Raw genomic sequence first — 17,079 nt, forward strand, 5'->3', positions numbered from 1 at the left:
TGCCCGGCGTTGGGGCCCCTGGGGCGGCCTGGCGGTGCCGGTGCCGGCCACGGTCAGCAGGCCGGCGGCGGCGAGCGCCTGGGCGGCGCGGCGGGTGGTGCTGTGACGGGTGGTGGCCATTGGTGATGACTCCTCCTCGTCTCGGGACGCGGCCCCGTCGAGGGCCACGAGCGGTCAGGTGACCGCATCGGTCGTGCCGGCGGACGGTGCCCGCCGGGCCGTCGCACACCGTAGACACAGACGGGGGGAAGATCTCAAATCGGTAACGGCGCCGCCCGGGGTGACGAAGGGGGGTGCCCGGCCCCTGGTCGAGGTGACGGGCACCCCCTTCGCCTCTGGGAGGATGGGGGCCATGCAGAGCCTCGCTGACGCCACGCCCCAGATCGCCCTCGGCGCGCTCGACGGCCGCTACCGGCCCGCCGTCTCGCCCCTCATCGACCACCTGAGCGAGCCCGCGCTCAACCGCATGCGGGTGCACGTGGAGGTGGAGTGGCTCATCCACCTGACCTCGCAGCAGGTCGTGCCCGGCGTGCGCGCCCTCACCGAGGACGAGCAGGCGGCGCTGCGGCAGGTCGTCGAGGACTTCGGCCCCGAGGACATCGCCGAGCTCGGCGCGACCGAGAAGGTCACCCAGCACGACGTCAAGGCCGTCGAGTACTTCCTCAAGGAGCGCCTGCGCAAGATCGCGCCGGCTCCCGAGGACGCCGGCCTGTCGGAGCTCATCCACTTCTGCTGCACGAGCGAGGACATCAACAACCTCGCCTACGCCCTCATGGTCCAGGGGGCCGTCGAGGAGGTCTGGCTGCCGCGCGCCGACGCCCTCGCCGAGGCCGTCGCGGCGATGGCCGTCGACCTGCGCGACGTGCCGCTCCTCTCGCACACCCACGGCCAGCCGGCGACCCCGACGACGATGGGCAAGGAGCTCGCCGTCCTCGCGCACCGCCTGATGCGCCAGCTGCGGCGGATCCAGCACGACGAGTACCTCGGCAAGATCAACGGCGCGACCGGCACCTTCGGCGCCCACCTGGCCGCCGTGCCCGAGGCCGACTGGCTGGAGATCTCGCGCACCTTCGTCGAGGGCCTGGGCCTGACGTGGAACCCCCTGACGACGCAGATCGAGTCGCACGACTGGCAGGCCGAGGTCTACGCCGACATCGCCCGCTTCAACCGCGTGCTGCACAACCTGTGCACCGACGTGTGGACCTACATCTCGATGGGCTACTTCGCCCAGGTCCGCGGTCAGGGCACCGTCGGGTCGAGCACGATGCCGCACAAGGTCAACCCGATCCGCTTCGAAAATGCGGAGGCCAACCTCGAGGTGAGCAATGCGCTCCTCGACGTGCTCGCCTCCACGCTCGTCACCTCGCGCCTCCAGCGCGACCTCACCGACAGCTCGATGCAGCGCAACATCGGCACCGCCCTGGGCCACTCGCTGCTCGCGATCGACAACGCCGGCCGCGGCCTCGCCGGGCTCGACGCCGTGCCCGAGGCGATGGCCGCCGACCTCGACGGCAACTGGGAGGTGCTCGGCGAGCCGATCCAGTCGGTCATGCGGGCCCTCGGCGCGCAGGGCGTGCCCGGCATGGAGGAGCCCTACGAGCGGCTCAAGGAGCTCACCCGCGGTCAGCGCATCGGCCAGCCCGAGCTCGTCGAGTTCGTCCGCGGGCTCGGCCTGCCGGCCGAGGTCGAGGAGCGGGTCGCGGCGATGACCCCGGCGACCTACATCGGCATCGCACCGCAGCTGGTCGACCTGCTCGACTGAGCTGCTCTCTCCCGACGCACCCACACGGCGGGGCCCACCACCACACCCTGCAGGACCCTGGGGTCCTGCAGGGTGTGTGCGTGTCCGCGCGGACCCTGGGGCGCGGGCCGTGGTGACCCCCGGGTACGACGACCACTACGGCTCCAGCGAAGGGCGAAGAGCCCCGGTACGACGGGAGCCGGCCGCCGTCACGCGTGGCGAGTGGTCGTCATACCCGCGAGTCACGACGCTGCGGGCGGGCCGGCGAGAACCCTCAGCCCCTCTCCTCGTCGTCGGCCATCCGCCCGGACCCGGGCCACCAGATGCGGTTGCCCAGGTCGGTGGCGAGCGCCGGCACGAGGACCGAGCGGGTGACGAGGGTGTCGAGCAGCACGCCGAAGGCGACGATGAAGGCGATCTGCGCGAGGAAGAGCAGCGGGATCACCCACAGGGCGGAGAAGGTCGCGGCGAGGACGACGCCGGCGCTGGTGATGACCCCGCCCGTGACCGCGACGGCTCGGCGCACCCCGCGGCGGGTCCCGACGTGCAGCGACTCCTCCCGCGCACGCGTCATGAGGAAGATCGAGTAGTCGACGGCGAGGGCGACGAGGAAGACGAACCCGAGGACGGGCGTCGAGGGGTCGGCGCCCGGCTGGTCGAGGACGCGGGTGAAGAGCACCGCCGAGACCCCGAGGGTCGCGGCGAAGGTCAGCACGTTGACCACGACGAGCAGCACCGCCGCAGCGACGGACCGCAGCAGGGCCATGAGGACGAGGGTGACGACGAGCAGGATCGCGGGCACGACGACGCGGTAGTCGCGGATGCTCGCGTCGTCGGTGTCGACCGCGGTCGCGGTCGCGCCCCCGACGATGATGTCGGGGTCGACGTCGTGGAGCTCGCCGCGCAGGTCGCGGACGACGTCGCGCGCCTCGGGCGACTCGGACCCGACGGTCAGGGTTGCCGAGAGCAGGGTCGACCCCGACCCCGTCGTCGACTCCTGCGAGCGGACCTGCCCCGAGACGTCGTCGTGGTCGGCGAGGACCCGCTTCGCCTCGCGGACGGCCGCGTCGGGGACGACGACCTGCACGGGCCGCTGGTCTCCCCCGTCGAAGTGCCGGTCGAGGACGCGCTGACCGTCGACGGACTCCACGTCGGTCGTGAAGAACTGTGCCTGCGTGATGCCCTGGGTCGGGAAGGTGAGCGCCGCAGCCGCGGCGACGAGCAGCACGGCGGTCGTCACGACCCAGGTGATGCGGGGACGGGACGTCACGCGACGCGCCACACCGGACCAGAGCCGGTGCTGCGGGCGCGTGCCGCGTCGGGCACGGACGGCCAGAAGGCGGCCCGGCCCAGCAGCGCGAGGGCCGCGGGGAGTAGGGTGAGCGAGGCGGTCATCGCCCCGGCGATGCCGAGGGCACCGACCGGCCCGAGGCCGGCGATGTTGCCGAGGTCGGACAAGAGCAGGCAGAGCAGGCCCGCGATGACGGTGCCGCCACTGGCCGCGACCGGCCCCAGGGTCTGGCGCCACGCGATGCGCAGGGCCGGCAGCGGGTCGGCCGCGTGCAGCTCCTCGCGGTAGCGCGCGACGAGCAGCAGCGAGTAGTCGGTCGCGGCGCCGACGACGAGGATGAAGAGGATGCCCTGGCTCTGGCCCGAGAGCTGGATCCAGTCGGCGGCGGCCATCGGGTGGATGAGCAGTGCCGCGAGCGCGAGCCCGAAGATGCTCGTGAGGAGCACGACGAAGGGGAGGACCGGGCTGCGGTAGACGACGAGCAGGATGACGAGCACGACGGCGAGCGTGACGAGGAGCAGCAGCCCGTCGATGCCGGCGAAGGCCTCGCCGAGGTCGGCGGCGAAGCCCGCCGGGCCGGTCACCGCCACCGTGGCCTTGTCGACGTCCGGGGCCAGGCTGCCCCGCAGGTCGTCGACGAGCAGGTCGGAGATGCTCGTCTCGTCGACGGTCTCCTCGACGGCCGCTGCGTCGAGGCTGAGGACGACGATCGCCGCGTCACCGTCCTCCGACGGGATCACCGGGATCCGTTGGGCGGCAAGGTAGTCCGCCACCGTCCCCGGCGCGGAGTCCAGCTGCTGCTGCGGCAGCCGCTCGGCCCAGTCGCCGAGCTCGGCGAGCTGGTCACGCCCCAGCCCACCCTCGGCCTCCACGGCCACGATGAGCGGCAGCGTGGAGTCGGCCTCGAAGTCCGGCAGCTGCTCGGCCACGCGGGTCGACTCGGCGGACTGCGGGAGGAAGGAGGCCTGGTCGTTGTCCTGCACGCTCGACAGCTGGCCGACGAGCGGCCCACCCACTGCCCCCACGGCGAACCAGAGCACAATGACGAGGCCGGCGAGGAGGCGGGGCAGCACGCTGCGGCGCGAGAGGGAGGACATGCCCAAACCTTAGACGAACATTGGACACAGCGCTACGGTCGACCCAACCCTGCAAAACCCCAGGGTCCTGCGCTCCGAACCCTGCAAGACCCTAGGGTTTTGCAGGGTTCGGAGCGGAGGCGCAAGGGCGGCGGCGGCGCGCCTCAGCGCATGGCCGCGCTCAGCGCCGATGCCGAGGCGGTGTAGCCCTCGCCGGTCGGTGCACCCACTCGGGCAGCTCACGCCCGGGGGCGAGGACGGGCACGAGCAGGCCTGGGTGTTGTCTGGGACGGAGCGCGGGTCGAGCCCGTGCGCCATGCCGCCCCACGCGGGCTTGACGTCGACGAAGGTGAACCCACCCCGACCCTTCGCGCTCGCGTCGAGCTCGGCGACCCCTTCGCGCTGGAGCTCGTCGCCGCGGCGCTGCAGCTCGTCGAGCGCGGCGCCGGCATCGTAGGTCGGTGCGGCCTCGGGGATGCCGTAGCTGTCGGTGTTGAGCAGGTGGGGGTAGCCGAGGAGGTAGACGTGCGCATTGCCCCGCGACTTCTCCCGGATCGCGGCGAGCGCCTCGGCCGTGTCGTCCTTCAGCGCGGGCAGGGTCGCGTTGGCCGCGTCCATCGTCGTGCGGCAGCCGCTCGGGGAGCGCAGCACCATGCACTGCAGGACGATCGTGCTGAAGCCGATGTCGTTGCCGCCGACGGTCAGGAAGACCGCATCGGTCTGCGGGGTCACCGACTCCACCTGGGGCGCGGCCGTCAGCTGGCAGCTGACCGTCGCGGTGAGCTGCCGGCCCGTCGGTGCGCTGCTCGTGACGGTCTGCTCGTAGTACCAGTCCGGCTGGGCGGGCGTGCCGCACAGGGCGTCGGCCTCGGCCCGCTGCAGCCACTTGCGCTGCTGGACGGCCGCCGTGCCGCTCACCTCGTAGGTCGCCGTCCGCACGAAGGGGGACCCCAGGGCGCGCGGCTGCGTGATGTCGGCGACGACGCCACCGCTGCACGCGGCATTGGTCAGGTTCGCACCGTCCTGCGCGGCCACCTTGGCCGCGTAGTTGTCGGGCGAGCGCCAGCAGGTGCGCTCGGTGTAGGTGCCCGCGCCGTTGCCGGCCGAGTATGAGTCACCGAGCACGACGTAGTCCGGCGAAGGGGGCGCCGCACCGGCCGGGAGGGCCGTCCCGATGCCCGCCGCGAGGGCGGCGAGAGCGGTGGCGATGGACAGGGTGCGACGACGTCGGCGCATGGTGACCTCCTGGTGGCCGCTCCCCGTCGAGCGGCTGGTGACTCGAGAGTAATCGCCGGGGCGGGCCGGCAGTGGCTAGAGCCCGCCCCCACTGACTCAGCGCATCGCGTCGGCGAGTGCCAGCGCGCTCGCACCCCAACCCGCGGCCGTCGGGTGGACGAACTCCTTGAGCTGGCGCCCCGGCGAGAGGACAGGGACGAGCCAGGCATCGCTGTTGTCCGCGATGACATGCGGGTCGATCCCGTGCGTGTAGCCACCCCAGTCACGCTTGACGTCGACGAAGGTGAACCCACCCCGGCCACCGTTGGCGCGGGACAGCTCCGCCATCGCCGCCCGCTGCAGGGTGTCGCCGCGCAGCTGCATCCGCGAGAGCTCATTCCCTGCGTCATAGGTCGAGCCCAGGCGGAAGTTGTCGGTGTTGATCAGGTGCGGGTAGCCCAGCAGGTAGACGTGCGCGCGACCGCCGGAGCGGTCGTGGACCGCCTGCAGTGTCTCCTTGGTCTCCTGCTTCAGCGACGTCAGCTGGGCGTTCGCCGCGTCGATGCGCGCCTTGCAGCTGCCCGCGGAGCGCAGCACGAGGCAGTCGATGACGATCGAGGTGAAGCGCACGTCGTTGCCGCCCGTGGTGACGAAGACGGCGTCCGTCGAGCGGTCGACCGCGTCGATCTGCGGTGCGGCCTGCAGCTGGCAGCGGACCGTCGCGGTGTAGAGGTCGCCGGCCGACGCGCTCGAGCTGACGGTGTAGACGTAGGAGAAGTCCGACTGGGCCGGGGTGCCGCAGAGCTGGTCGGCCTTCGCCTTCGCCAGCCACTGGGCTCGGGCGTCGACCGCGCCCGCCGGGATCCGATAGGTGCGCGTGCGCCACGAGGGAGAGCCGAGATCGCGCGGCTCGAGGATGTCAGCGGTCACACCACCGCTGCACGCCGCATTGGTGTAGGTCGCGCCCTTGAGCTGGGCGACCCGGGCGCCGTAGTTGTTCGGCGAGCGCCAGCAGGTCTTCTCCACGTAGCTGCCCGCGCCATTGCCCGAGGAGAAGGAGTCGCCGAGCTGGACGAAGTGCTGCGGCGACTCGACCGAGCCGCCGGGGGCGGCGTTCGAGGGGCTCGCTCCAACGGTGGCCACCACGGCGGCGACGGCGGTGACGACGGACAGAGCGCGAACGCGCATGACTTCCTCCCGGGCTGGGCCGGTCGTCAACGACCAGCAGTTACTCGACGGTAACTACGGCTCGGGTGACGTGCATGACGAGGCGCGCGGCGTCTCGGGATGCGGGAAGATGCGGGTCGGCCCCCTCTTCCGGGGCCGTGGGCTCAGGCCAGGCGCACGAGCGCGGAGGGGTCCTCCTGCGGGAGCCGGCCCTCGGTGAGCGTGGCGGTGACGACCTGACGGTTGAAGGTCGTACGGCCACCGCGCGTGGTGAGGAAGGCGGTGTCGGCCGCGTCGCGGCCGGTGGCGATGCGGACCATCGCCTCGCGGGGGGCCAGTCGGGTCGCGTCGACGATGTGCCACGCGTCGTCGACCCAGGCCTCGGCCACGGCGTGGAAGTCCATCGGCTGCAGCCCCGGGGCGTAGACCGAGACGAGCCGCGCGGGGGTGCCGAGCGCCCGCAGCAGGGCGACGACGACGTGCGCGAAGTCGCGGCACACCCCCGAGGCCTGGAGGATCGAGTCGACGGCGCCGTCGGTGCCCCGGCTCGACCCGGAGATGTAGGCCATGTGCGTGTTGACCCACTCGCCGACGGCATTGACCCGCTCGATCCCGGACTGGCTCGGGAAGAGCCGAGCAGCCATGGGGGCCAGTCGATCCGACTCGGCGTAGCGGCTCGGACGGGTGAAGACCCAGCGGTCGAAGTCGATCTCACGCCCCACCTGGTCACCGGTCGGCCTGGTGATGTCGACAACCGCGCGATAGGTCACCTCGAGCCAGCCGTCGCCCACCTCGTCGACGACGTGCAGCCGAGTGCCGTGGTTGCCGGCAAGCTCTCGCGCCTCGACCTGCTCACCACCCGCGTGGATGAGGATCTCCTCCTCGAGGATGTCGTGCGCAGTGGACACGGCGAAGGAGAGGAGCGCCTCGCGGACTCCGGTCGTGCCGTAGGCGAACTTGGTCCCCACGGTGGCGGTGAGCGGCGTGGGGTCGGCGTCGACGATCGCGAGGTCGGTCATGGACCCATGGGACCGCGCCGGGGCGGCTGGCGTCAAAGCGAAGGGGGCGGGGGGCTCAGCCGGCAGGGGCGACCGCGAGCAGGGTCGACAGGGCGCCGAGGGCCTCGGGGTTGATCCAGTAGTAGACGAAGGTGCCGCGGCGCTCGCAGTCGACGAGCCCGGCCTCGCGCAGCAGCTTGAGGTGGTGCGAGATCGTGCCCGACGACAGGTCGAAGGCCGGGGTGATCTCGCAGACGCACAGCTCGGGCTGCGCGGCGATCATCGAGACCATGCGCAGCCGGACCGGGTCGCCGAGCGCCTTGAAGACCGGCGCCAGACGGGCCGCGTCGGCCTCGGTGACAGGCGAGGTCGCCAGCCCGCAGCAGGTCACGGCCTGCTCACCGGGGACCGACTCGAGGATGCTCACGAGCTTATCTTGACATATCTCAAATCAACGGACCATGCTGGCCACGGCAGTTGATTCGACATCCATCGAAGCAGGAGCTTCTCGTGATCCCCACGACCCCCACCCGCGACGCCGTGCGCGAGCGCTATGCCGCTGCCGCCCGGTCCCACCTCACTGGAGACGCCAGCCCGTGCTGCAGCGGGTCCAGCCCCGGGGGCGAGCCCGACCCGATCACCGTCGGTCTCTACGAGGGGACGGACTCCCCTTCGGACGCGGCACTCGCAGCCTCGCTCGGGTGCGGCAACCCGACGGCCCTCGCCGACCTCTCCCCCGGCGAGGACGTCCTCGACCTGGGCTCCGGCGGCGGTCTCGACGTGCTGCTCTCCGCGCGCCGCGTCGGCCCCACCGGCACCGCGACCGGGCTCGACATGACTGACGAGATGCTCGAGCTCGCCCGCCGCAACCAGGCCGAGGCCGGCATCGCCAATGCGCGCTTCGTCCGTGGCCGGATCGAGGCCATCCCGCTCGATGACGCGAGCGTCGACGTCGTCATCTCCAACTGCGTCATCAACCTCAGCGCGGACAAGGACGCCGTGATCCGTGAGGCGCACCGCGTGCTGCGGCCGGGCGGACGCTTCGCCGTCGCCGACGTCGTCCTCCTCCGCGGGATCCCCGATGCGCTGCGCGGCATCGTCGGTCTGTGGACCGGCTGCATCTCCGGAGCCCTGCTCGACACCGACTACGTCGAGCGGCTCACGGCGGTGGGCTTCACCGACGCCTCCGTGGAGATCACGCGCACCTACGGCCGCGACGACCTGCACCGCCTGTCCGGCCTCGTGGGCGACCAGCTGCCGCACGGCTGGACGCTCGAGCAGGTCGTCGACGCCCTCGACGGGTCCTTCGCCAGCGCCTTCGTCCGCGCGAGCAAGGCCGCCCCGCAGTGAGCGTCGACACCGCACCAGCGCAGGCGCCCGCCCGCCTGTCGACCCTCGACCGGTGGCTGCCGGCGTGGATCGGGCTGGCCATGGTCGCCGGACTCCTCCTCGGCCGGCTCGTCCCCGGCCTCGGTGACCTGCTGAGCGCCATCGAGGTCGACGGGATCTCACTGCCGATCGCCCTCGGCCTGCTCGTGATGATGTACCCGGTGCTGGCCAAGGTCCGCTACGACCGGCTCGACACCGTGACGAGCGACCGGCGGCTGCTCGGGTCCTCGCTGCTGCTCAACTGGGTCGTCGGGCCGGCGCTGATGTTCGCCCTCGCCTGGCTGCTCCTCCCCGACCTGCCGGAGTACCGCACCGGCCTGATCATCGTCGGGCTCGCCCGCTGCATCGCCATGGTCATCATCTGGAACGACCTCGCCTGCGGCGACCGCGACGCCGCCGCCGTCCTCGTGGCGCTCAACTCGCTCTTCCAGGTCGTCGCCTTCGCCGGGCTCGGCTGGTTCTACCTGTCGGTCCTGCCCGGCTGGCTCGGCCTCGAGCAGGCCGACCTCGACGTCTCCGCCTGGCAGATCGCGAAGTCCGTCCTGATCTTCCTCGGCATCCCCCTGCTCGCGGGCTACCTCTCCCGACGCATCGGCGAGCGCCGTTGGGGGCGAAGGGAGTACGAGCAGACCTTCCTGCCGAAGGTCGGGCCGTGGGCCCTCTACGGGTTGCTCTTCACGATCGTCGTCCTCTTCGCCCTGCAGGGTGAGGCGATCACCTCACGGCCCCTAGACGTCGCCCGGATCGCGCTGCCGCTGCTCGCCTACTTCGCCCTCATGTGGGGCGCGGGCTATCTGCTCGGGCGGGCGCTCGGCATGGGCTACGAGCGCACGACGACGCTCGCCTTCACCGCGGCGGGCAACAACTTCGAGCTGGCCATCGCCGTCGCCATCGCGACCTTCGGCGCGACGAGCGGCCAGGCCCTCGCCGGCGTCGTCGGCCCGCTCATCGAGGTCCCCGTCCTCGTCGGCCTCGTCTACGTCAGCCTCGCCCTGCGCCGACGTCTCCCCTCCCCTTCGTCCCTGCAGGAGTCCCGATGACCGCCTCCGTCCTCTATGTCTGCGTGCACAACGCCGGCCGCTCGCAGATGGCCGCGGCCTACACACGAGCCCTGTCCGGAGGTGCCGTCGAGGTGCGCTCCGCCGGCTCCGCGCCCGCCGACTCGATCAACCCCGCCGTCCACGCAGCGATGCTCGAGGAGGGCATCGACCTGTCCACCGAGCGGCCCAAGGTGCTGACCACCGACGCCGTGCAGGCCAGCGACGTCGTCATCACGATGGGGTGCGGCGACGCCTGCCCGATCTTCCCCGGCAAGCGCTACGAGGACTGGCAGCTCGACGACCCCGCCGGGCAGGGCGTCGAGGCCGTGCGCCCCATCCGTGACGAGATCAAGGGCCGGGTACGGGAGCTGCTCGAGTCGCTCGGGTAGGTGGCTTCGAGGCTCGCTGGCGCTCGCACCTCAGCCAGCGGGGGCGGGGAGCGCCAGGGCGAGGACCTCGGCGCTCGGCAGCGCCGCGAGCTCGGCCGCGTCGACGAGCAGCTTGGAGCCGCGCACGCCCGAGCCGATGACGACCTCGCCGGCGGCAACGACCGCCTCGTCGACGAGCACCGGCCACCCCTCCGGCAGCCCGACGGGGGTGACGCCGCCGTACTCCATGCCGGTGACCTCGACGGCCTCGTCCATCGGGGCGAAGGAGATCTTGCGCGCGTCGACGTGCCGGCGCACGACGCCGTTGATGTCCGCCCGGTCCGTCGCGAGGACGAGGACGGCGGCGTGCCGGGTCTCCCCTCCCCTTCGGCCCGCGACGACGACGCAGTTGGCGGACAACTGCGGCGGCGACGCATAGGCCTCGCAGAAGGCGGCGGTGTCCGCCAGCTCGGGGTCGATCTCGGCCACGCGGGCCGAGGGGACCGCCGCGATCGCGGCGGCGACGGGGGCGGCGAGCAGGTCGGGCCGCTCGGCCGCCGGGGTCCACATCAGGGTGCCGGCTGCGGTGCTCATCCCTCGACCCTAGGCCCCGCTCCGGCCTACGCTGACGGGGACCACGAGGAGGTGGCCGATGGTGGAGTCCAGTCGACGGCGCACGCTGGAGCGCGCCTGGGAGCACTGGCGCGAGGGCAGCGCGCCCGAGCAGGTGCGCCCCGAGATCCTGTCGTCGTGGCGCCGGTCCGCGGAGCACCTGCCTGCGACCGTCGAGGCCGCTCCGCTGGCGGACGAAGGGGAGACCGCCAGCCTCTTCGCGGAGTCACCGCTGTCGGCCGCGGTCGCCCGGCTCGAGGGCGCGCTGCGCTCCGCTGCCGAGGACGGCGACCTCGTCGTCGCCGTCACCGACCCCCAGACCCGGATCCTGTGGACCTACGGCGGGCGGGTCATGCGCAGCGCCGCCGAGCAGGTCAACTTCGTCGCCGGCGGCCGGTGGGACGAGGGCAGCGTCGGGACCAATGCGCTCAACCTCGCGCTGCGCACCGACTCCGTGTCCACCGTCTTCGCCGCCGAGCACTACGCCCCGATCGTGCACAGCTGGGTCTGCTGGGCCGCGCCCGTGCACGACCCGGGGACCGGCGCCCAGCTCGGGGTCCTCGACCTGTCGACGACGTGGGACCGCAACCACCCGATCGGCGCCGCGACCGCGCAGGCGCTCGCCCGGCTGCTCGAGACCGCGATCCCCGCCTCGTCCCTCGCCTCGACGCTGACCGTGCCCGCGCACCAGGGGCTGCACCTGCGCCTGCTGGGCGCGAGCGAGGTCCACCTCGACGGGTCGCGACTGCTGCTCACCCGCCGCCAGGTGGAGATCCTCGCGATCCTCGCCCTGCACCCCGAGGGGCTCTCGCTCGGCGAGCTGCACGCCCACCTCTACGGCGACGAGCGGGTGTCGACGAGCACCCTGAAGTCCGAGGTCAGCCAGCTGCGCTCCGCCCTCGGCGGCCGTCTGGCCTCCCGGCCCTATCGGCTCGACCTGCCCGTGACGAGCGATGTCGACGCGGTGCGGGCGGCGGTGCGCCGCAGCGATGCCCCGCGCGCCGTCGACGCCTACGGCGGCGACCTCGTCCCCGGCACCAGCTCGCCGCTGCTCACCGAGACCGCCGACTACCTCGCCGTCGCCGTCCGCGAGTGCCTGCTCACCGACCCCGATCCCTCGGCCGTGCTCGCCTACAGCGAGGTCGTCGCCGACGCCGAGGTGCTCCAGCGGGCACTCGACGAGCTCGGCGAGGCCCGCCACCCGGCCACGGCGCCGCTCACCGCGCGGTTGGCGGCGATCTCCGGTCCCTGAGGAGGTCTCCCTTCGAGACGCTTGCTGCGCAAGCTCCTCAGGGAGCGGTTGTGGAGGGCGATAGCGTCAGGGCATGAGCGCAGCCGCCGACCGAGCGGGCCAGCCCGCACTGCCCGAGGACCTCATCGACGTCAGCCACGTCGTCACCGCCTACTACGCCGTGCAGCCCGACCCTGAGGACGTCGACCAGCAGGTCGCCTTCGGCACGAGCGGGCACCGGGGCTCCTCGCTCACCGCGTCCTTCAACGAAGCCCACATCCTCGCCACCACCCAGGCGATCGTCGACCACCGCCGCGCAGCCGGCATCGACGGCCCGCTCTTCCTCGGCCGCGACACCCACGCCCTCTCCGAGCCGGCGTGGACCACCGCCCTCGAGGTCCTCGTCGCCGGCGGCGTCACCGTCCTCGTCGACTCCCGCGACGGCTACACCCCGACCCCGGCGATCTCGCACGCGATCCTCACCGCCAACCGGGGCAAGGACCTCACGGCGAAGGGGGGCGGCCTCGCCGACGGCATCGTCGTCACCCCTTCGCACAACCCCCCGAGCGACGGCGGCTTCAAGTACAACCCGCCGCACGGTGGCCCCGCCGACACCGACGTCACAAGCGCCATCGCCGACGCGGCCAACGCGCACCTGCGCGACGGCCTGCGGCAGGTGCGGCGGACCCCCTTCGCCCGGGCCCGGGCCGCCGCGACCGATCACGACTACCTCGCCGCCTATGTCACCGATCTGCCGAGCGTCGTTGACCTGCAACGGATCCGGGACGCCGGCGTGCGGATCGGCGCCGACCCGATGGGCGGCGCGGCCGTGCACTACTGGGGCGAGATCGGCGAGCGCCACGGCCTCGACCTGACGGTGGTCAACCCGCTCGTCGACCCGACGTGGCGCTTCATGACCCTCGACAAGGACGGCAAGATCCGGATGGACTGCAGCTCCCCTGCGGCCATGGCCAGCCTTGTCGCTCAACGGGATCGGTACGACATCGCGACCGGCAACGACGCGGACTCCGACCGGCACGGCATCGTCACCCCCGACGTCGGGCTGATGAACCCCAACCACTGCCTCGCGGTGGCGATCCAGTACCTGCACGGCGGGGCGCGGCCGGGCTGGTCGAGCCGGCGGATCGGCAAGACGCTCGTGTCGAGCTCGATGATCGACCGGGTCGCCGCGGACCTCGGGATGGACCTGTGGGAGGTGCCGGTCGGCTTCAAGTGGTTCGTCCCCGGGCTGCTCGACGGGTCGGTCGGCTTCGGTGGCGAGGAGTCGGCGGGGGCGAGCTTCCTGCGGCACGACGGGTCGGTGTGGACCACTGACAAGGACGGCATCATCCTCGCTCTGCTCGCCTCCGAGATCCTCGCGACCACCGGTCGCTCCCCCAGCGAGCACTACGCCGATCTCGTCGCCCGCCACGGCGAGCCCGCCTACGCCCGCGTCGACGCGCCCGCGACCCGTGAGCAGAAGGCTGCCCTCAAGGCCCTCACCCCGGCCGCTGTCTCCGCGGACTCCCTTGCAGGAGAGGCGATCACGGCCAAGGTCACCGAGGCCCCCGGCAACGGCGCGGCCATCGGTGGGCTCAAGGTCACCACCGAGTCGGCGTGGTGCGCCGCCCGCCCGTCGGGCACCGAGGACGTCTACAAGATCTACGCCGAGTCCTTCCGCGGGCCCGAGCACCTGGCGCAGGTGCAGGCGGACGCCAGGGCCATCGTGGACGCGGCACTGGGCGGCGCCTGACCACCCGCCTGACCGACCCGGGCAGGCCACGGACTACCCGTTAGGGCAGTTACGGCCGTCCTCTCACGTCACTAACTTGGGCCGAACCAGACAGCGACGTCGGAAGGACAACACCATGGCAGACGAGCAGCACGACGGTCTCGAGCAAGACGCTCAGGTCGACGCAGTCGCCGATGACCTCGTGGAAGAGGTCTCCATCGACGGCATGTGCGGCGTCTACTGATCCGCGCCTCGACCAGAGATCGATGATCGCGATGAACGCGGAAACGCCACGGATGCTGATGCGGCCCTGGGAGCTGTCGGCATCCGTGGCGCTTCGCCCCGAACCCTTCGGGGCCCTGGCCTACAACTTCCACAACCGCAAGCTGTCCTTCCTGAAGCGACCGGAGCTCGTCCGCGTCGTGGAGCACCTCGCCGACCACCCGGACGTGCAGAGCACCCTGGTCGCCGAGGGCATCCCGCAGGAGCAGCACGACGGGTACCTGCGTGCGCTGCAGGGTCTTGCCGCCAACGGCATGATCCGCCCACGCACCGACTCCTGAGGAGCCAGCATGACCCTCACCACCGACCGACCCGCGGCCCGGCAGGCACCAGCCCGCCCCGAGGGCGGCACGCTCGTCGAGCAGTTCGAGTTCGGCCTCGACGCCCCGATCTGCCTGACCTGGGAGCTGACCTACGCCTGCAACCTCGAGTGCGCCCACTGCCTCTCCAGCTCGGGTCGGCGAGACCCGCGCGAGTTGAGCACCGAGCAGTGCAAGGCCGTCATCGACGAGTTGCAGCGGATGCAGGTCTTCTACGTCAACATCGGCGGTGGTGAGCCGACGATCCGCCCCGACTTCTGGGAGCTGCTCGAGTACGCGGTCGCCCACGACGTGGGCGTGAAGTTCTCGACGAACGGCGCCCGGATCACCCCCGAGCGCGCGGCCTTCCTCGCCGCGACCGACTACGTCGACGTACAGATCTCCCTCGACGGCGCGACCGCCGAGGTCAACGACTACGTCCGCGGCCCCGGCTCCTACGACATGGCGCTGCGTGCCCTCGACAACCTCCAGGCCGCCGGGTTCGGTGACGCCAAGATCTCCGTCGTCTGCACCCGACAGAACATCAGCCAGCTCGACGACTTCAAGGCCATCGCCGACCGCTACGGCGCCACGCTGCGCCTGACCCGGCTGCGTCCCTCGGGCCGCGGCGCCGACGTGTGGGACGAACTGCACCCGTTGCCGGAGCAGCAGCGGGTGCTCTACGACTGGCTCATGGCTCACGGAGAGGACGTGCTCACCGGCGACTCCTTCTTCCACCTTGCGGCCTTCGGCGAGTCCCTGCCCGGGCTCAACCTCTGCGGCGCCGGCCGCGTCGTCTGCCTCATCGACCCCGTCGGTGACGTCTACGCGTGCCCCTTCGCGATCCACGACCAGTTCCACGCCGGGAACCTGCTCACCGACGGCGGCTTCGGCGGGGTGTGGCGCGACTCCGAGCTCTTCCGCGAGCTGCGCTCCCCTCAGACCGGTGGCGCCTGCTCGAAGTGCGCCCACTTCGACAGCTGCCGCGGCGGCTGCATGGCCGCGAAGTTCTTCACCGGCCTGCCGCTCGACGGCCCCGACCCGGAGTGCGTCCAGGGCTACGGCGAGTCCGCCCTCTCGGGCGAGCGCACCGTGCCCGCCGCCAGCCAGGACCACTCCAAGGCCAACCCCACCCGCAACGAGCCCGTGATGCTCAAGCTCATGCGCCGCCGGCCCGAAGGGGAGACCGCTGCCCCGCCGCGTCCGGTCTCGCCGTGCGCCGAGAGCCCGCTCGCTGGCTTCGACCCTCGATGACGAGGACGAGACGATGAACAAGCCCGAGTGGCTCACCAACCCCTGGAAGCAGAACCCCTGGTTCGAGTCCGTCGCCGTCGCCCAGGAGCGCGCCCGCAAAAAGCTGCCCGCTCCCGTCTACGGCGCACTCGTCGCCGGGTCGGAGCGCGGCCAGAGTCGCGACGACAACCAGAGCGCCTTCGCCGAGATCGGCTTGGCTCCGCACGTCGTCGGCCAGCAGCCCGAGCGTGACCAGTCGACGACCGTCTTCGGCCAGCAGATCGGCTCGCCGGTCATCATCAGCCCCACCGGCGTCCAGGCGGTCCACCCCGACGGCGAGGTCGCCGTCGCCCGGGCCGCCGCGGCCGCGGCACGATCATGGGCCTGTCCAACTTCGCCTCGAAGTCCGTCGAGGAGGTCTGCGACACCGGAGCGACGACCTTCTTCCAGATGTACTGGACCGGCGACCGCGACACGATGATCCAGCGGATGACCCGCGCCCACGAGGCCGGCGCCAAGGGCCTCATCGCCACCCTCGACTGGTCCTTCTCCATCGGCCGTGACTGGGGCAGCCCGGAGATCCCCGAGAAGGTCGACCTCAAGGCGATGATCCGGCTCGCCCCGCAGGTCGCGACGAAGCCTCGCTGGCTCGTCGACTTCGGCCGCCAGTTCATCGACACCGGCAAGCTGCCCGACCTCACCGCGCCCAACCTCACCCCGCCCGGAGGGGAGGCGCCGACCTTCTTCGGTGCCTACTACGAGTGGATGACCACGCCGCCGCCCTCCTGGCAGGACGTCGCGTGGATGCGGGAGCAGTGGTCGCAGATCAGCGGCACCCCCTTCGTCCTCAAGGGCGTCTCCCGCGTCGACGACGCACTGCGCGCGGTCGACGTCGGTGTCGCCGGCATCTCGGTGTCCAACCACGGAGGCAACAACCTCGACGGCACCCCCGCCGCGATCCGCATGGTTCACCCGATCTCACAGCGGGTTGGCCACCAGGTCGACGTCGTCATGGACGGCGGCATCCGCCGCGGCTCCGACGTCGTCAAGGCCCTCGCCCTCGGCGCCAAGGCCGTCCTCATCGGCCGGGCCTACCTCTGGGGGCTCGCCGCCAACGGCCAGGCCGGGGTGGAAAACGTCCTCGACCTGCTCAACGGCGGCGTCGACTCCGCGCTGCGCGGCCTCGCCCTCTCCTCCGTCGCCGAGCTGGGCCCCGAGCACCTGCTCGTCCCCGAGGGTTTCCACCGCGAGCTCGGTGTGCCCGCGGCCGCGACGACGCGCTGACGGGCATGCCCTCCCCCGACCGGCCGCGCGAGCTTGGCCCACCTTGCCTCCGCGGAGGCCGAAGGGGTGGACCTCCTCGTCGTGCCGTCGGGTCGCTCGAGCAGCACGGCCCGCACCTGCC

The 17,079-nt window shown here is 72.0% G+C and carries 16 protein-coding genes and 1 pseudogene; 10 read left to right on the forward strand and 7 right to left on the reverse strand.

Annotated elements, in window-relative coordinates:
* Window positions 1-352: 352 nt before the first annotated feature.
* Window positions 353-1,762 carry an adenylosuccinate lyase gene (purB, locus tag AC2W7J_RS06730; protein WP_485981854.1) on the forward strand — a complete coding sequence of 470 codons (1,410 nt, stop codon included), beginning with the start codon at window positions 353-355 and terminating at the stop codon, window positions 1,760-1,762.
* A gap of 253 nt (window positions 1,763-2,015) precedes the next feature.
* Here the strand turns inward: purB and AC2W7J_RS06735 are convergent, their stop codons facing one another.
* The 6 genes from AC2W7J_RS06735 to AC2W7J_RS06760 form a co-directional block, all read right to left on the reverse strand.
* Window positions 2,016-3,011, reverse strand: a complete 996-nt coding sequence (locus tag AC2W7J_RS06735; protein WP_485981855.1) for an MMPL family transporter — start codon at window positions 3,009-3,011, stop codon at window positions 2,016-2,018.
* Entirely contained in the window at window positions 3,008-4,129 is a 1,122-nt protein-coding gene (locus AC2W7J_RS06740; protein WP_485981856.1) for an MMPL family transporter, read from the reverse strand. Before AC2W7J_RS06740 ends, AC2W7J_RS06735 begins: the two co-directional genes overlap by 4 nt.
* A gap of 9 nt (window positions 4,130-4,138) precedes the next feature.
* Window positions 4,139-5,344, reverse strand: coding sequence for an SGNH/GDSL hydrolase family protein (locus AC2W7J_RS06745; protein ID WP_485981857.1), 1,206 nt, complete (start codon window positions 5,342-5,344; stop codon window positions 4,139-4,141).
* A 96-nt stretch (window positions 5,345-5,440) separates the two neighbouring features.
* Complete coding sequence (locus tag AC2W7J_RS06750) at window positions 5,441-6,511, reverse strand: SGNH/GDSL hydrolase family protein (RefSeq protein WP_485981858.1); 1,071 nt, start codon at window positions 6,509-6,511, stop codon at window positions 5,441-5,443.
* Window positions 6,512-6,654: 143 nt separating this feature from the next.
* The gene (locus AC2W7J_RS06755; protein WP_485981859.1) at window positions 6,655-7,509 is read right to left on the reverse strand and encodes a transglutaminase-like domain-containing protein; all 855 of its coding nucleotides are present in this window, start codon (window positions 7,507-7,509) and stop codon (window positions 6,655-6,657) included.
* Window positions 7,510-7,564: 55 nt separating this feature from the next.
* Window positions 7,565-7,915 (reverse strand): ArsR/SmtB family transcription factor, encoded by a 351-nt coding sequence (locus AC2W7J_RS06760; RefSeq protein WP_084449803.1) that lies wholly within the window; start codon window positions 7,913-7,915, stop codon window positions 7,565-7,567.
* Window positions 7,916-7,998: 83 nt separating this feature from the next.
* Between AC2W7J_RS06760 and arsM the strand changes: the two genes are divergently transcribed.
* From arsM to AC2W7J_RS06775, 3 genes are read left to right on the forward strand one after another with little or no spacing between them, the layout of a single operon-like run.
* The gene (arsM, locus tag AC2W7J_RS06765; RefSeq protein ID WP_485981860.1) at window positions 7,999-8,838 is read left to right on the forward strand and encodes an arsenite methyltransferase; all 840 of its coding nucleotides are present in this window, start codon (window positions 7,999-8,001) and stop codon (window positions 8,836-8,838) included.
* Window positions 8,835-9,917 carry an ACR3 family arsenite efflux transporter gene (gene arsB, locus AC2W7J_RS06770; RefSeq protein ID WP_485981861.1) on the forward strand — a complete coding sequence of 361 codons (1,083 nt, stop codon included), beginning with the start codon at window positions 8,835-8,837 and terminating at the stop codon, window positions 9,915-9,917. Before arsM ends, arsB begins: the two co-directional genes overlap by 4 nt.
* Window positions 9,914-10,306 (forward strand): arsenate reductase ArsC, encoded by a 393-nt coding sequence (locus tag AC2W7J_RS06775; protein ID WP_421008866.1) that lies wholly within the window; start codon window positions 9,914-9,916, stop codon window positions 10,304-10,306. The genes arsB and AC2W7J_RS06775 overlap by 4 nt, the downstream gene beginning before the upstream one ends.
* A gap of 30 nt (window positions 10,307-10,336) precedes the next feature.
* Here AC2W7J_RS06775 and AC2W7J_RS06780 read toward each other — a convergent pair whose 3' ends face one another.
* The gene (locus AC2W7J_RS06780; RefSeq protein ID WP_485981862.1) at window positions 10,337-10,879 is read right to left on the reverse strand and encodes a YbaK/EbsC family protein; all 543 of its coding nucleotides are present in this window, start codon (window positions 10,877-10,879) and stop codon (window positions 10,337-10,339) included.
* A 58-nt stretch (window positions 10,880-10,937) separates the two neighbouring features.
* Here AC2W7J_RS06780 and AC2W7J_RS06785 point away from each other — a divergent pair, with 58 nt between their 5' ends.
* The 6 genes and pseudogenes from AC2W7J_RS06785 (at window position 10,938) to mftD (ending at window position 16,958) form a co-directional block, all read left to right on the forward strand.
* Window positions 10,938-12,149 carry a transcriptional regulator gene (locus tag AC2W7J_RS06785; RefSeq protein ID WP_485981863.1) on the forward strand — a complete coding sequence of 404 codons (1,212 nt, stop codon included), beginning with the start codon at window positions 10,938-10,940 and terminating at the stop codon, window positions 12,147-12,149.
* A gap of 73 nt (window positions 12,150-12,222) precedes the next feature.
* Window positions 12,223-13,881 carry a phosphoglucomutase (alpha-D-glucose-1,6-bisphosphate-dependent) gene (gene pgm, locus AC2W7J_RS06790; protein ID WP_485981864.1) on the forward strand — a complete coding sequence of 553 codons (1,659 nt, stop codon included), beginning with the start codon at window positions 12,223-12,225 and terminating at the stop codon, window positions 13,879-13,881.
* A gap of 115 nt (window positions 13,882-13,996) precedes the next feature.
* The gene (gene mftA / locus AC2W7J_RS06795) at window positions 13,997-14,104 is read left to right on the forward strand and encodes a mycofactocin precursor MftA (protein ID WP_082807721.1); all 108 of its coding nucleotides are present in this window, start codon (window positions 13,997-13,999) and stop codon (window positions 14,102-14,104) included.
* A gap of 52 nt (window positions 14,105-14,156) precedes the next feature.
* On the forward strand, window positions 14,157-14,423 hold the full coding sequence (gene mftB, locus AC2W7J_RS06800; protein WP_200811133.1) for a mycofactocin biosynthesis chaperone MftB: 267 nt from the start codon (window positions 14,157-14,159) through the stop codon (window positions 14,421-14,423).
* 9 nt (window positions 14,424-14,432) lie between these two features.
* Window positions 14,433-15,695, forward strand: coding sequence for a mycofactocin radical SAM maturase (gene mftC / locus AC2W7J_RS06805; RefSeq protein ID WP_068328741.1), 1,263 nt, complete (start codon window positions 14,433-14,435; stop codon window positions 15,693-15,695).
* 13 nt (window positions 15,696-15,708) lie between these two features.
* Window positions 15,709-16,958, forward strand: a pseudogene (gene mftD, locus AC2W7J_RS06810) (pre-mycofactocin synthase MftD).
* Window positions 16,959-17,079 lie beyond the last annotated feature (121 nt).

The organism is Janibacter sp. CFPM2_SD2, assembly GCF_057364645.1.

Excerpts from the sequence above, each read along its gene's own strand:
- purB (WP_485981854.1), top strand. The coding sequence starts at position 353 with ATGCAGAGCCTCGCTGACGCCACGCCCCAGATCGCCCTCGGCGCGCTC.
- AC2W7J_RS06740 (WP_485981856.1), bottom strand. The coding sequence starts at position 4,129 with ATGTCCTCCCTCTCGCGCCGCAGCGTGCTGCCCCGCCTCCTCGCCGGC.
- AC2W7J_RS06745 (WP_485981857.1), bottom strand. The coding sequence starts at position 5,344 with ATGCGCCGACGTCGTCGCACCCTGTCCATCGCCACCGCTCTCGCCGCC.
- AC2W7J_RS06750 (WP_485981858.1), bottom strand. The coding sequence starts at position 6,511 with ATGCGCGTTCGCGCTCTGTCCGTCGTCACCGCCGTCGCCGCCGTGGTG.
- AC2W7J_RS06755 (WP_485981859.1), bottom strand. The coding sequence starts at position 7,509 with ATGACCGACCTCGCGATCGTCGACGCCGACCCCACGCCGCTCACCGCC.
- AC2W7J_RS06775 (WP_421008866.1), top strand. The coding sequence starts at position 9,914 with ATGACCGCCTCCGTCCTCTATGTCTGCGTGCACAACGCCGGCCGCTCG.
- AC2W7J_RS06780 (WP_485981862.1), bottom strand. The coding sequence starts at position 10,879 with ATGAGCACCGCAGCCGGCACCCTGATGTGGACCCCGGCGGCCGAGCGG.
- AC2W7J_RS06785 (WP_485981863.1), top strand. The coding sequence starts at position 10,938 with ATGGTGGAGTCCAGTCGACGGCGCACGCTGGAGCGCGCCTGGGAGCAC.
- pgm (WP_485981864.1), top strand. The coding sequence starts at position 12,223 with ATGAGCGCAGCCGCCGACCGAGCGGGCCAGCCCGCACTGCCCGAGGAC.
- mftA (WP_082807721.1), top strand. The coding sequence starts at position 13,997 with ATGGCAGACGAGCAGCACGACGGTCTCGAGCAAGACGCTCAGGTCGAC.
- mftB (WP_200811133.1), top strand. The coding sequence starts at position 14,157 with ATGCTGATGCGGCCCTGGGAGCTGTCGGCATCCGTGGCGCTTCGCCCC.
- mftC (WP_068328741.1), top strand. The coding sequence starts at position 14,433 with ATGACCCTCACCACCGACCGACCCGCGGCCCGGCAGGCACCAGCCCGC.